The organism is Marivirga sp., assembly GCF_024636815.1.
Lineage (GTDB): Bacteria > Bacteroidota > Bacteroidia > Cytophagales > Cyclobacteriaceae > Marivirga.
This window is the reverse complement of the sequence record NZ_JAGXGF010000141.1, coordinates 1-13,632: the sequence shown is the minus strand read 5'-3', so window position 1 is coordinate 13,632 and position 13,632 is coordinate 1. Positions and strand designations below refer to the sequence as shown.

Here is a 13,632-nt window from a genome sequence, read left to right as displayed (position 1 = left end):
TGGCCGCACAAAACAGCGCACAAACCTAAGCCACCCTTGACAAACTTAAAATTTTATCATAGGACAACTACGCCTAAAAAAGGCAAAAAAAGAAAATAAATTACCTTTTGTCTGGTTTTTCAACATAGAAACTCAGGTTAATAAGCCCCATCATTAACACCCCTATAGTCCTCAAGGGGACAGTACCAGATTTTCATCAGCAGAAAATAATAAAATCACTACTATTTTCTACTTTTGCATATACTTGTTATCTCCTTTATAGTTCAATTCAAAAGACTGTGAATACTTGATAAAAAAGAAATCAGCCAGAGGCTGACCAGCCTTTGGCTGGGAAAAAATCAAGACAAAAATATGCTTCAGCCCACTTCCTCCTCTGGCCCGCATTTTTGTCCTCCTGCCCACACTCACAGATCAAAATTTTATTTAGCTTGAAGGCTTGTTGGTATTAATCAAGAGTACCCTATCTATTTTTGTACTTTCTTAGCAAATAGAAGTGGCATCATTGCTAATATTAGCAAAACATTGGATAATGGTAAAGCTAACTTAGGCATATTGATGTCATTATAATCTAACCGAATTAAATTTATGGTTAAAAGCATAAAAGATACTACTATTACAAATAAGGCTAATTTTTTATTGACTGGTAGAGACTTTATTTTTTCGATCATTTTAAAATCAAAATTGAACTGTAATAAAATTAAGTAAAAAATCTTGTTGACAAAATTCAACCTACTAATAGAATTAGAATTTTTTAAGCTCCATCATCTGCTAACTGGCCAAACTGTAAAACTATCTAACCACTCTCCTAATCGCTTTTCTGTAATCTGAGGGACTTTTATCTGTAATTTCTTTAAACTGTCTATTAAAATGAGAGATATTATTAAATCCGCATGCGTAGCAAATATCCGTGATATTTAAATTTCCTTCTGAAAGTAATTTCGAAGCATGTACCACTCTATGTTCATTTACAAAGTGGGTAAAAGTTTTATTTGAAATTCTTTTGAAATACCTACAGAAAGCAGGAACAGTCATGGCAGCCTCTGCTGCTATTTCATGCAGAGAGATATTTCTTTTAAAATTATTCCTTACGTAATCATAGATTAAATTAACCCTTTGCTGATCTACTGCTTTAGCTTCGATAGAAACTGCCTCGGAGTTTAACAAATAATAGTCTTTGATCTCTGATAGCTCTTTTAATATCTGAATTAGACCTAACAATCGATCAAATGGAGGCTTATCCACCAATTCTTCTATTCTATTACCTATTCTTTTTTTAGTCTCCCCAGTAAAGACAATTCCCAACTTTGCATTTTCAATCAATTGCTTTATAGGTTGTATTTCCGGGAGATTTAAAAATACAGGACCAGGGAAATCCTCTTTCATTTGAATAATCGTTTCCGATTCATTACCTGTAAGACTATCAGTAAAGCCATAATGAGGTAAATTGGAACCAATCAACATCAAATCACCATCTTGATAATAAGATATATGGCTTCCAATATGTCTTTTTCCATTGCCTCCTCTGACGAATACCAATTCAATTTCAGGATGAAAATGCCAGAAAGGCTCTTTATTAGGCTTCGATTGCTCAAATTTCTTGATTAATACAGAACTACCAAAGGTTGGTTCAATTTGTTCGAGTGTTGGCTTATAAAACTGCATAATGATTGATTAAACGCTTGAATCTAATTATTGTTATTGAATTTTAACTCTTAATAACACTAAGATAACATAGTAAGGTTAATATACTATTAACATTGGAAAATCTTAACATAGTTGCTTGCAAAAAAGTGCCCTACATTTGTAATGTACTTAAAAGAAAAAGCTTATGAACAATTTAAAAATTCAAAAAACGGTATTTGCAATCGCATTGATAGCACTACCCTTAATGAGCTTTGCAGATGGATTCCCATTTGTGAAATTAACAAGCAAAGAAAACAAGATGATTACCTTAAGGGTAGGATCAGCTCAGTCTGATTTAACTAATATAAGATTAAAAAATCAATTCGGTCAGGTTGTTTACAGTGAAACTGTAGAGAATGTGAATGGCATATTGAAAAATTTTGATTTGAGACATTTAGAATCAGGTCGCTACAAAATAGAACTTGAAAATGCTTTAAATATTGAAGTATTACCCATTACTATCACTTGGGATTCTATAGCGGTTGCTCACGATCAATTTACTACTATACACAAGCCATTTATTAATTTAAAAGAAAATGGTACTGTAGATTTTAATTTCTTAAACTTAAATGCTAATCCGACTTCTATTATTATCACTAACGAAAAAGGGAATGTGATTTATAAAGAAAATTTAGGCAACAGCTCGGATATTGAAAAACGATATGATATTTCTTCTTTAGAAAGAGGGAATTATCAATTCATAGTTCAAAATGGCGGTAGGAACTTTAAACATAGTGTCGCTCTCTAAATTTGTATTCAATTAGTCGTTTCCATAGTAGGGCTCGCCATCGGAGGATGGCGGGCTTTTTTTATGCCTTTTTAGGATATAAGGTTTTCATAAATAACTCTTTGGAAAATCATCGGGATTATGCCATTTCTTTTGGCTTAGTCTCTTTTATTTTTATTCTTTTAACCCCTTCATAAATAAATACTGTTGCAACGGCCATCAACACATGACTTAAGGATAAATAATTAAACCACTCGTGTATGCTAAATTCAGTTGCAAATACTAAGGCTGAAAGTGCGGCAAAACCAATTCCCGCCATAATATATTGAGTTGCCTTATTTTTAGTTTTAAGAAACAATAAAACTTCAATGGTGAAAACCACGAACATCAATCCATAGCCTGAATGAAGCTGAACATAAAAGAAATCCAGGGTAAATAGGACTAATCCTAAAAATATTAAGAATTCAATTATATTAACTATACCTAAAATCTTGACATACTTTTTATTTAATACAATTCGAGTATGTTCGATAGCACCTCTCTCAATTAGCATAATGGCAAACATACTGATAATCCACCCTACTAATTTCCAGGTTTTTGTAAATTCATAATAAAATGCATGTCCGATTAGACCACCAAATGTGGTAGCCAACCCCATAATCAGAAAATAATACTTAAAATATGTGAAGACTTTCCCTTTCCTGGGGGATACCGTCATTTTATAGAAATATAAGAAACATAAAAAACTGACTAATAAATCGGTGAGTGTGACTATTGGTTCATCAATACGAATACCAAATAATTCAATTTGCACAATATTTTCCATACACTATCTATCGAAAAAGTTAATAAAGGGTTACTTAAAACATTTTCTTATAGTTTTAAACGTTAGATATTTAGTTTTAGCTTAAAGTAATAAAGCTTAAGTTTTACGTTATCCTCTAAACTTCATAAGTTGCTTCAAAATTTTTGATGGTAAACCAGTCTGAAAATCCTTTCATGGGTAATGCCTCCTCCATTTACCAAAGCAAAGCAGCTTTAAAATGGGTAGCATTGGCTTTTTCACTAATTATCGGCTTTGCTTCGGTTTTATATACCAACAGTATAGTAGAAGAATTAAAAGAAAGAGAAGAGCGATACATTGAGCTGTATGCCAAAACTTTAGAATATTCAAGCGATCCAGACAATAGTGAAAACTTGATGTTTATCTTTCAAGAGATTGTAACACCCAATAATTCAATTCCTGTTATTGTGGTAGATGCAAACGGCAATCCAAGTATATTCAGAAATATTAATGTGGATAGTAGTAAAAACAATGAAGCTGCTATGCAAAAAATCTTAAAAAAGGAGCTGAAAATAATGGAGCAGGAATATAAGCCTATCGCCATTTCTGGAACAGATCCTAGTGATCCAAGTAGCTATCAATATATTTATTATAGAAACTCCGATTTGATTTATCGACTTAGATATTATCCCTATATCCAACTTTCCATCATTGCCGCCTTCGTGTTTTTTGGTTACGTATCCTTCTCTTACTCCAGAAAGGCAGAACAAAATCAAGTTTGGGTAGGTTTGGCAAAAGAAACAGCCCATCAATTGGGGACGCCTTTATCATCATTAATGGCATGGCTTGAAATCATGAAAATTGATGATGATATTAAAGATAAAGAAGTCACAAAAGAACTCGAAAAAGATATAAGCAAGCTTGAGCTTATCACTTCCAGGTTCTCAAGCATAGGTTCCATTCCTGTTTTAAAGGATGAGAATATTTCCAAGATTATTCAATCGACTGTTAATTATTTACAAAAAAGAACCTCAAAAAAGGTAGCTATTAATTTCATCTCTAAAGATGATTTGGTTACTGCTAATATCAATAAGCCTCTCTTCGACTGGGTAATAGAAAATCTATGCAAGAATGCAATAGATGCCATGAGCGGTGAAGGAGAAATTATGATTACCTTAAAAGAAGGGAAATATGGAGATGTACTCATAGATGTAAAAGACACAGGAAAAGGTATCCCATCAAGTAAAATAAAAGAAATCTTCCAGCCAGGATTTTCCACTAAAAAAAGAGGGTGGGGACTTGGCCTGACCTTAGCTAAGAGAATAATCGAAAACTATCACAATGGGAAAATAACGGTAAAAGAATCGGTTTTAAATAAAGGCACCACTTTTAGAATAATTTTAAAAAGATAATTCCATTTCGAATCGCTAGCCTCTCAGTATAAAACACTAAGCCCTCTGACGCTTAATCTAAAACAAGCCTTCATTTGAAATAATTATATTGATATTCCTGATTTTTAATTACATTTGCATCCCTAAGAATGAAAAGAAAAAATAACATACCATCGATTAAACAATCGGGCAGTCTAATATTTGGACTGACAATGGCTGTGTTAATGTTTTTCCAGCAACCTTATCCAAACGTAAATTCTGATAAGGTTGAAAAAACCGAGCAAAGTGAAAAAGAAAAGCCACAAGCAGAATACCGCATGTTGGCTTACGATGTGCTTTTGCCGGTTATGCAATTCAATTTATTCCATTCATTTGATTTGTTATTAGAAATCCCTAATCCCAACAAAGAGGATTTTACAACACTTGAATGCGTAGAAAAAGCTTATCACAATTACTTTTATACACTTTTTAGGCTCATTATAGCGCCTAATGCTCCCTAACAGCTTAAAGTAATCAATTAAAAATCTTGATCTAAGCAGATCATATATACAATCAATTTAAAAATCATTTACTAATTAAAAACATGGAATCGTGAAGTTCTGCGGTTTTATGAAATCATTTCAAATACTATAATAAACATGAAAAACAGAGGATTTATCGTGTTCATGACCGCTCTAGTTACATTGTTATGTATCTATTATTTGTCATTTACATTTGTTTCGAACGGCATAAAAGATGATGCCACTGCTTATGCTACAGATCAAGCAGGAAATATTGATTATTCAAAAAGACAGAGTTACTTAGACTCCGTTTATAACGTTCCTGTTTACAACCTTTTAGGAGTTGAATTTACCTATAAAGAAGTTCAGGATATGGAATTAAACCTAGGACTGGATTTACAAGGTGGTATGCACGTTACTTTAGAGGTTTCTCCAGTAGATATCATAAAAGGATTGAGTGGAAATAATGGAGATGAAGCATTAATTAATGCTTTGGAAACAGCAAGAGAAAGACAAAAAACCAGTCAAGGTTCTTTTGTAGATCTATTCTACCAGGCTTTTAAAGAAGAAAACCCTGACAAAAAATTAAGTGAATTCTTTGCTACTTCTGCTAACAGAGATAGAATTAGCTATGAAACAGAGGATAGCGAAGTATTAAGAATCATCCGTTCTGAAGTGGATGACGCAATTGATCGTTCTTTCAATATCTTAAGAACAAGAATTGACCGTTTTGGTACCTCTCAGCCTAATATTCAAAAGCTAGAGAATACAGGTAGAATTCAAATCGAATTACCGGGTGTTGACAATCCTGTAAGAGTTAAAAAATTATTGCAAGGTGTTGCAAAGTTGGAGTTCTTGCAGGTTGTAGAAATCAATGAGGTTTCTGAGGCACTTGCTGCAGCAAATGAAATCTTAGTTGCAGAGCAAAAAGCAAATCAGAAAAATGCATTAGGTTCAGATGATACAACTGAAACTTCTCAAGAAGAGAGCGGGAATTTGGCTGACCTATTGCAGGATGATGATGCTGAAACAACAACAGAAGAAGGACAAGAAGCTGATACTGCTGACGCCAATCTTGATTCATTGGAAAATGCAGAAAATGTATCGCCACTTTTCAGCTTAATCAGAAGCCAATATGGTTTGGTTTATGAAATCACTGATACCGCTAAAATCAATGATATTATTTATAGAGAGGATATCCAAGCTTTATTCCCAAGAAACACAAGACTTCTATGGGATGTGAAGCCAAGAAAATTGGATGATGGTACTGAATTATTAGAGTTATACGTAGTTAGAACTCAAAGAGGAAATCAGGCTTTATTAACAGGTGAGGTTGTAAATGATGCAAGACAAACATTTGATGATGTTGGGCAACCAGCTGTTGACATGAGTATGGATGCAACAGGAGCTAGAAAATGGGCGAAAATCACCAGAGAAAATATCAACAACAGAATTGCGATTGTTTTAGATAACTATGTGTATTCTGCACCGATTGTAAACCAAGAAATTCCTAATGGTAAATCAGTCATTAGCGGTAATTTTACCATGGAAGAGGCTAAAGATTTAGCTAATATCTTGAAAGCTGGTTCTTTGCCTGCTCCAACCAGAATTGTTGAAGAGGCAATCATTGGTCCAACTTTAGGTAAAGAGGCAAGAGCACAAGGTATCATTTCTATTGTAGCAGGTTTGGCTATGGTATTAATTTTCATGGTAGCCTATTATGCTAAAGGTGGTTTGATTGCTAATATTGCATTGGTATTTAATATCTTCTTTATTTTAGGAATCTTAGCACAGTTGAATGCCGCACTGACCTTACCGGGTATTGCCGGTATAGTATTGACTATTGGTATGTCCATTGATGCTAACGTACTAATTTTTGAACGTATTCGAGAGGAAATGCGGGCTGGCTCTCCACTATTGAAAGCCATTTCATCAGGTTATGCTAAAGCTTACAGCTCAATTGTGGATGCGAACGTAACCACTTTCTTAACAGGTGCTATCTTATATTGGTTAGGTCAAGGACCGGTTAAAGGTTTTGCTATTACTTTAATGATTGGTATTGCATGTTCATTCTTCTCAGCTGTATTTATCACAAGAGTTATTGTAAGCTGGATGAGCAAGAGAGGTGATCAAAGTAAGATCTCATTCTCCACTCCATTCTCTAAAAACTTATTGAACAATATTTCTTTTAATTTCATGAGCAAAAGAAAAATGGCTTATATAGGTTCAGGAATTGTTATTACAATCGGTATTGTTTTGATGGTTACTAAAGGATTAACATTAGGTGTTGACTTTACAGGTGGTCGTTCTTATATAGTAAGGTTTGCAGAGCAAGTAGAAACTACCAGCCTAAAAGTAGCTTTAGACGGAAAATTAGAAGATGCTGGAACTGAAGTGAAAACTTATGGAGCTAACAATATTCTAAAAGTAACCACTTCTTATTTAGTAAATGAAGAATCTACGGAAGCGGATAATACAGTTAAAACTAAAATCGTTGACGGTATAGCTGAAGCAACCGGAATGAATTATGTTGAAACCGAATCTGCGATGGGAGATAATGATTTCACCATTAGTGGTTCTTCTAAAGTAGGAGCTACCATTGCTGATGATATCAGAAACTCATCACAGGAATCTGTAATATTTGCCTTGATTGCCATTTTTATCTACATCTTAATACGATTTAGAAGATGGCAGTTTGGTTTAGGTGCTGTTGTGGCTTTATTCCATGATACATTATTTGTATTGTCAGCTTTTGCAATTGCAAAATTGCTCGGGTTCTCATTTGAAATAGATCAAGTATTTATTGCCGCTATCTTAACCGTAATTGGTTATTCAATTAACGATACTGTGGTTGTGTTTGATAGGATCAGGGAGACTTTGGGTATTAAATCGAAAGCTACTAATGAGGAAACCTTCAATATGGCTATCAATAATACCATAAGTAGAACCTTAATGACTTCACTTACTACTTTACTTGTAATTTTGATTCTATTTATCTTCGGTGGTGAGGTATTAAGAGGATTCTCTTTTGCTTTATTGGTTGGTATCTTAGTAGGTACTTACTCTTCTATCTTTATTGCAACCCCAGTTGTATTAGACTTAGCTAAGAGAAAAAAGAAAGCAGTAGAAGCTTAAAATAACAATAATTTAAAATTGAAAAGCCGAATCAGATAATTCTGATTCGGCTTTTTTTATATTAGATATAGTAGTAAAAAGGGATAGAATGAAAGCTCAGTCAACTCAATAATAACAATAGCCTAGTTTCCTAAACCAATATAAGTTTCACAATATAATTCCGGATTAAAGTATGAATTTTACAAGATTTTTATACAAAAGTATAACACACTCATAGCTCAGGTAAATGATATTTGAAAGGAATTAGGAATTCAGTTCAAAACTGATTTCAAGATAATCTAAAAATATAATTAGAGTATCAACCTTATAATTTATCAAAAACCAAGAATTATGAAAAATACCACCAGATTAAATTATGTAAACAAAAGGCTGCCAAAAGGTATTTCCTAGAAGGCCATTTTCGCAGGAACAGTAGCAACTATATCATTGATGCTAATATTAAATTTGATAGGATTATCATTGGGATTATTCAGCATTGAACCAACTGAAGAAAGCAATCCTATGAATGGATTAGGAATAGGCGCTATCATATGGTGGGTCATCAGCAATTTGATTGTACTCTTTATTGGTGGTTTCGTTGCAGCACGCGTTGGCGTTTCTCTTAAAAATGTAAGCGGGATTATTCAGGGGATTATGACATGGGCTTTGTATGCCCTTATTTCAGCCTGGTTGGTGACTTCCGCTATTGGAAGCATTATTTCAGGTGTAGGTAAAGCTGTAGGGGGAGTGCTTTCCAGTACAGGTGAAGTTGTACAGAATCAATTGGGCCCAGTTATTAAAGAGCAGTTCAGTGGTCTGGAAGTTTCTCTTGACGATGCAAAAGAAGAATTTTATTCCCTTCTGGAAGATACCGAAAAAGAAGCACTTGAACCAGAAACTCTGGAGTCAAAAGCTGAAAAGTCTGCTGCAAATGCCAAAGAAGAGGTTACAGAGAATAAAAAACAAACCGATAAAGTTAATATTGAAAAGATTTTTAGCAAGAGTAAAAACAGATTTGAACAGTCCTTTGAAGCACTTGATAAACAGGCATTGGCCAATATATTGGCGGAGCGAAGCGGCATGACCGAAAGCGAAGCTAAGCGCACAGTTGATAATACTTTTGCAAAATTCGAAACAACACGCCAAGATTTTGAGGAATTTTTGAAAGAAGCCGAAGAAAAGGCCAAGGTAAAAGCTGAAAACTTTGCTGAGGCGGTAGCTGAGGCTTCTATATATTTAGCCATTGCGCTTATACTGGGTTTGATAACTGCTGCTATAGGAGGATTTATAGGCGTTCAAAATTTACGAGGCGATTGCAATAGAAACGAATACGCGGAGGATGAAGCGGACTCCGACTATAATCACAGCACTGTGAGATAGCTGATGTATAGAACAAGAAACTATAGTTAGCTTCTTGTTCTATACTATTTAATTTAAATCTATTCTTTTACTTTCAATACTACCCCTACCTCCTTGTCGTCAATATTAAATTGATTTTTTAATTCCATCGAATCAATTACTTTTAAGCCTTTTAAAGTTTTATCCTCAAGCAATGAAAGTTTACCTTCATAGTCTTCTTTAAGAATTTCACCATTTAGTATATATTGAATTTTTTCTCTCTCCGTTGTTGTAATCATTTCTTCATATTCAGGTGAGTATTGGCTGAAAAAGTCCTCAAATATATTAATTGCAAATTTCTTTGTACGAACAACTACAGCTCCATCATTTGCTATTTCGCCATATTTATTTTTGGCTTCTTTACCATAGAAAGTGGTCAGAGTTGCAATAGTAGATGGATCGTAATTGCCTAGCTTACTTTTATCAATTGGCTCACCATCAACTATGAAGTAAGGATCAGGGCCTAATTTTTCCACTACTTCTTGTGGTGTTTTTTGTGATGTTTTACAACTTGTGAATAAAATAAGAACTATTAGCGTATTAAGCAATATTTGTTTTAGCATATTTAAGAGTTTTAAAAATATTTATAATAGTGAGTAAATTTGGAACGAAATTGTCTAGTGAGCATTATCGAATATACAATATTGTGCACTTTATTCCTTATTTAAAAATTCCAGAAACATTGAAAGGAACAAATCTCATTTTGATCCCAAATGCAGTGTCCCGCATCTGGTTTGATGACTAACTCATTTCCTTTTATTGAATTATACAATGAAAGACTTTGAGAACGCTTAACGTACTGATTCTCTTTTATTTCTTTCATACATAATATTGAGTGTAATTTTCTATTCAGTCAATCTATTTTTCAAATCCATTCTTTCGTGTAATATTCTAATTACTTCAATTTCATCATCAGAAATTATTTGATAGAATATGATGTGCTTTCCAGATTTTAGTCCGAATAGATTTCGGCTTATGCCTGTATATTCTTTCCCCAGGTCTGGGTATTCTCTAATTTCTTTGCAAGCAAACTTTAATGTAGTGTAATATTTATCAGCTTGATTTTCTGACCATTTTTCGAAAGTGTATTCCCAAATGCTATTTAAATCGTCAATGGCTTCCTGTCTTAAAACAACTTTAGCCATTCCTTCTTTTTTCTGCTTTCAATTTTTTTAAGTTTTCGTCAAAGTCAAAATCCTCAACTATTGGACTCTTTAATCCTTCCTGAATAGCATTTCTTAATGCAATTACTTTACTTTCTTCATTTTCCAAAAGTCTTAATCCAGCTCTAACTACTTCACTTACGTTTTTATATCTTCCAGCAGAAACTTGGCTACTTACAAATTGGTCAAAATAATTTCCTAGTGATATAGATGTATTTTTACTCATAATTCAAATATTTATTCGAAAATACCAAAAATTGGTAATATCTCCAAATTACACCTAACGTCAGGCTATCAAGCGTTATGATTGGGAATCTTAGTAATTTGATGACCTTTCATTAATGATTTGATAGCTGATGTTGAACCGAACACCTTCGGTGGAGGGCACAACCGATGGTAAATTACTAAATTAGCGGAACAAATAACTAAATATTCCAATTATGAAAGATTTTAAAAAAGTGAGGAACTAGGTAAAGTTCCGTTAAATCCGAAAGCTGAGGTACTGCTGCTGAAAGCGGCCGCATTTTTATCAGCCAAGAACTATTCCCCCCGAACGGTACGCAACTATACCTCCGAGATGCGGTATATATTCTCGTATTACAACCAAAAAGACCCCGAACAGATCGCTCAGGAGGATATTGTCGAGTACCTCAATTTTATCAAGAAACAGTTTGGCTCGGGCTATGACAAGTGCCGCATGGTGGCCCAGGCCTGTAGCTTTTTCTACAAAAACATCCTTCGGGTGCCTTATGTGGTGCCCAGCTCTTTTTACCCCCGCAGGGAATTTAAGCTGCCCAATATCCTTGGTGAAGATCAGGTAAAATGCCTGCTCAAAAGTACCGACAACCCGAAGCACCGCTGCATATTGGCCATGTTTTATGGCACAGGGTTACGACTGGAAGAAATGTGCCACCTGAAGATGTCATGCATCGACTCCAAAAATGCCGCAGTGAAGGTGGAAAAAGGAAAGGGGAACAAAGACCGGATGACCATCCTGCCCAAAACACTTCTCCCAGAACTCTATAACTACCACAAAGCCTATCGTCCGAAAGTGTACCTTTTTGAAGGCAGGATGCCCGGAAAACCGATGAGCAACGGGGCCATGCAGGTGGCCGTCCGACAGGCAATGGTAAAGGCAGGCTTCGAAAAAGGCAGGTACAGTGCCCACAGCCTGCGCCATTCTTTTGTGCTTACGCTAAAGCTTCAGCGACACGCGTGCCACACATCTTCTTGATGCAGGCACCGATCTGCATACTATAAAAGTGCTGCTTGGCCACAGCTCCATTGAGACCACCATGGTTTATCTGCACTTACAAAAATGCAAACGGGCCAGGTTGGTTTCACCTTTCGACCAACTCAAACTTGGTGCTGATGGGCAGTAAAACAGCCTTCCAAAAGCTGTTTGCCTGTAGTAATTATACACCTAAAAACGACTATACCAAACAGGTGCTCTCGCGGATCAATCATTGCCACACCAGAGATTTGGGGTATCATTGCTACCAATGCAGCAACGAAGGGTGCATGCACACCCACACCCAATACCACAGCTGTGGCAACAGGCACTGCCCCTTTTGTGGCACCCTCAAAAAAGACAAGTGGGTAGAAGAGCGCTTGGCCGATTTGTTTCCCACGCCCTACTACCACATCGTTTTTACCGTTCCCCATAGTTGGAACAGGGTAATGATGCAGTCGCCCAAAGCGCTTTACACCATCTTGTTTGATGCGACCTCTGAAACCTTGCTCAACCTAGGCAAAAACAAAGACTATATGGGGGCGACACCGGGAATTACCGCTGTGCTGCACACTTGGGGCCAAAAGCTCGATTACCATGTGCACCTGCATTGTGTGGTAAGTGGCGGTGGGGTCGGCAATGGCCAATGGGTAGCGGCCAAAAGGGCCAATGGCAAGTTTTTATTTCCCACGGAAGCATTGCGGAGTACGTACAAAGCAATATTCCTGCGCCTGGCCAGGGAAAAGAAAGCAGGATATTGCAGCCAGTGATGACCAAATAGATACGGCCATCCGGGAATCGGGCTATAAGCAATGGAAAGTGTATGCCAAAGCACCTTTTGGTGGGCCTGATCAAGTACTGAAGTATTTGGGCAGGTACACACACAAGACAGCTATTACCAGCTACCGGATAGAGGCTGTTGAAAATGGAACTGTCCGCTTCAGCTACAAAGACTATGCGGACGGCAATAAAATAAAAAGCATGGTACTTAAGGAACAAGAGTTCCTGCAAAGGTTTGAGCGGCATAACTTGTCCCGAAAGTCGGGATTCTTCCCAAACGCTTTGTGCGCATCCGGCATTATGGGTTCCTGACCAACAGGGGAAAGGTCACGCGCCTCAACCATATCAGGGAAACGATGGGCCTGGAGCAGGCTAAAGCACCGGTAGAAGTGCCTGTTGCCGTTCGCCTGTTAGAGAAGTACGGCACAGACATTACCAAATGCACGCAATGCGCAACAGGGCGGTATGAACTGTTGTTTACCAAGCGCTTTGGGAAAACAACTTACCGGAAACCCCAGAAGGTCCCGGTGTAGTTACTGAAGTTGAAAAAACAAGGATCAGCTTCAGGACATCTTAAAAAAAGCCCCGCCCGATGATACTTTTTATTGTGGGGAAAGGGGGAATTATATCCAAAACAATGAAAAAAAAATGATTACGGCAGTAAAACAGGGCATCGAAAAACCTAACAAGCTGAAAAAGGGCATCGGCAAAAATACTTTACCACCTAAGGGCCCGGTATTCGGTCAACACCGAATAACTGAAATACCTGGTAGTGGCCGGAACCAAATTCACCAAAAAGCCTGAACGGCATCTCCCGTTCAGGCTTTTTTTGAAGGTATTTCAGCTATTCGGCTTAGTGTT

General features: G+C 36.2%; 14 protein-coding genes. 9 read left to right on the top strand and 5 right to left on the bottom strand.

Annotated features, from left to right (window positions below; all coding sequences use genetic code 11):
• Positions 1–789: 789 nt before the first annotated feature.
• Positions 790–1,662: an AraC family transcriptional regulator gene (locus Q0L29_RS10680; RefSeq protein WP_296621536.1), complete on the bottom strand. Its 873-nt coding sequence runs from the start codon at positions 1,660–1,662 to the stop codon at positions 790–792.
• Positions 1,663–1,828: 166 nt separating this feature from the next.
• Between Q0L29_RS10680 and Q0L29_RS10675 the strand changes: the two genes are divergently transcribed.
• Positions 1,829–2,431, top strand: coding sequence for a DUF3244 domain-containing protein (locus tag Q0L29_RS10675; protein WP_296621534.1), 603 nt, complete (start codon positions 1,829–1,831; stop codon positions 2,429–2,431).
• A gap of 118 nt (positions 2,432–2,549) precedes the next feature.
• On the opposite strand, the gene Q0L29_RS10670 is transcribed toward Q0L29_RS10675, so the two are convergent.
• The gene (locus tag Q0L29_RS10670; RefSeq protein ID WP_296621533.1) at positions 2,550–3,128 is read right to left on the bottom strand and encodes a hypothetical protein; all 579 of its coding nucleotides are present in this window, start codon (positions 3,126–3,128) and stop codon (positions 2,550–2,552) included.
• A gap of 254 nt (positions 3,129–3,382) precedes the next feature.
• On the opposite strand from Q0L29_RS10670, the gene Q0L29_RS10665 reads away from it, so the two are divergent.
• The 4 genes from Q0L29_RS10665 (at position 3,383) to Q0L29_RS10650 (ending at position 9,579) form a co-directional block, all read left to right on the top strand.
• Entirely contained in the window at positions 3,383–4,606 is a 1,224-nt protein-coding gene (locus Q0L29_RS10665) for a HAMP domain-containing sensor histidine kinase (protein WP_296621538.1), read from the top strand.
• A gap of 128 nt (positions 4,607–4,734) precedes the next feature.
• On the top strand, positions 4,735–5,085 hold the full coding sequence (locus Q0L29_RS10660; RefSeq protein WP_296621532.1) for a hypothetical protein: 351 nt from the start codon (positions 4,735–4,737) through the stop codon (positions 5,083–5,085).
• 138 nt (positions 5,086–5,223) lie between these two features.
• Positions 5,224–8,220 (top strand): protein translocase subunit SecDF, encoded by a 2,997-nt coding sequence (gene secDF / locus Q0L29_RS10655; protein ID WP_296621531.1) that lies wholly within the window; start codon positions 5,224–5,226, stop codon positions 8,218–8,220.
• Positions 8,221–8,649: 429 nt separating this feature from the next.
• The gene (locus tag Q0L29_RS10650; protein ID WP_296621530.1) at positions 8,650–9,579 is read left to right on the top strand and encodes a hypothetical protein; all 930 of its coding nucleotides are present in this window, start codon (positions 8,650–8,652) and stop codon (positions 9,577–9,579) included.
• A gap of 59 nt (positions 9,580–9,638) precedes the next feature.
• On the opposite strand, the gene Q0L29_RS10645 is transcribed toward Q0L29_RS10650, so the two are convergent.
• The 3 genes from Q0L29_RS10645 to Q0L29_RS10635 all read right to left on the bottom strand — a co-directional run bounded on the left by Q0L29_RS10645 (position 9,639) and on the right by Q0L29_RS10635 (position 10,986).
• The gene (locus Q0L29_RS10645; protein ID WP_296621529.1) at positions 9,639–10,160 is read right to left on the bottom strand and encodes a hypothetical protein; all 522 of its coding nucleotides are present in this window, start codon (positions 10,158–10,160) and stop codon (positions 9,639–9,641) included.
• A gap of 282 nt (positions 10,161–10,442) precedes the next feature.
• Entirely contained in the window at positions 10,443–10,742 is a 300-nt protein-coding gene (locus Q0L29_RS10640) for a type II toxin-antitoxin system RelE/ParE family toxin (protein ID WP_296621528.1), read from the bottom strand.
• Complete coding sequence (locus Q0L29_RS10635; RefSeq protein ID WP_296621526.1) at positions 10,735–10,986, bottom strand: type II toxin-antitoxin system ParD family antitoxin; 252 nt, start codon at positions 10,984–10,986, stop codon at positions 10,735–10,737. The genes Q0L29_RS10640 and Q0L29_RS10635 overlap by 8 nt, the downstream gene beginning before the upstream one ends.
• A 276-nt stretch (positions 10,987–11,262) precedes the next feature.
• On the opposite strand from Q0L29_RS10635, the gene Q0L29_RS10630 reads away from it, so the two are divergent.
• From Q0L29_RS10630 to Q0L29_RS17570, 4 genes are read left to right on the top strand one after another with little or no spacing between them, the layout of a single operon-like run.
• Positions 11,263–11,994: a tyrosine-type recombinase/integrase gene (locus Q0L29_RS10630; RefSeq protein ID WP_367275778.1), complete on the top strand. Its 732-nt coding sequence runs from the start codon at positions 11,263–11,265 to the stop codon at positions 11,992–11,994.
• A 28-nt stretch (positions 11,995–12,022) separates the two neighbouring features.
• Entirely contained in the window at positions 12,023–12,142 is a 120-nt protein-coding gene (locus Q0L29_RS17575; RefSeq protein ID WP_367275777.1) for a hypothetical protein, read from the top strand.
• Complete coding sequence (locus tag Q0L29_RS10625; RefSeq protein WP_296621525.1) at positions 12,132–12,761, top strand: transposase zinc-binding domain-containing protein; 630 nt, start codon at positions 12,132–12,134, stop codon at positions 12,759–12,761. Before Q0L29_RS17575 ends, Q0L29_RS10625 begins: the two co-directional genes overlap by 11 nt.
• Complete coding sequence (locus Q0L29_RS17570; RefSeq protein WP_367275775.1) at positions 12,661–13,083, top strand: transposase; 423 nt, start codon at positions 12,661–12,663, stop codon at positions 13,081–13,083. Before Q0L29_RS10625 ends, Q0L29_RS17570 begins: the two co-directional genes overlap by 101 nt.
• Positions 13,084–13,632: the final 549 nt, after the last annotated feature.

Bases quoted from the DNA above. Each gene is read 5' to 3' on its own strand.
- Q0L29_RS10680 (WP_296621536.1), bottom strand. From the start codon at position 1,662: ATGCAGTTTTATAAGCCAACACTCGAACAAATTGAACCAACCTTTGGT.
- Q0L29_RS10675 (WP_296621534.1), top strand. From the start codon at position 1,829: ATGAACAATTTAAAAATTCAAAAAACGGTATTTGCAATCGCATTGATA.
- Q0L29_RS10670 (WP_296621533.1), bottom strand. From the start codon at position 3,128: ATGACGGTATCCCCCAGGAAAGGGAAAGTCTTCACATATTTTAAGTAT.
- Q0L29_RS10665 (WP_296621538.1), top strand. From the start codon at position 3,383: ATGGTAAACCAGTCTGAAAATCCTTTCATGGGTAATGCCTCCTCCATT.
- Q0L29_RS10660 (WP_296621532.1), top strand. From the start codon at position 4,735: ATGAAAAGAAAAAATAACATACCATCGATTAAACAATCGGGCAGTCTA.
- secDF (WP_296621531.1), top strand. From the start codon at position 5,224: ATGAAAAACAGAGGATTTATCGTGTTCATGACCGCTCTAGTTACATTG.
- Q0L29_RS10650 (WP_296621530.1), top strand. From the start codon at position 8,650: ATGCTAATATTAAATTTGATAGGATTATCATTGGGATTATTCAGCATT.
- Q0L29_RS10645 (WP_296621529.1), bottom strand. From the start codon at position 10,160: ATGCTAAAACAAATATTGCTTAATACGCTAATAGTTCTTATTTTATTC.
- Q0L29_RS10640 (WP_296621528.1), bottom strand. From the start codon at position 10,742: ATGGCTAAAGTTGTTTTAAGACAGGAAGCCATTGACGATTTAAATAGC.
- Q0L29_RS10635 (WP_296621526.1), bottom strand. From the start codon at position 10,986: ATGAGTAAAAATACATCTATATCACTAGGAAATTATTTTGACCAATTT.
- Q0L29_RS10625 (WP_296621525.1), top strand. From the start codon at position 12,132: ATGGGCAGTAAAACAGCCTTCCAAAAGCTGTTTGCCTGTAGTAATTAT.
- Q0L29_RS17570 (WP_367275775.1), top strand. From the start codon at position 12,661: ATGGCAAGTTTTTATTTCCCACGGAAGCATTGCGGAGTACGTACAAAG.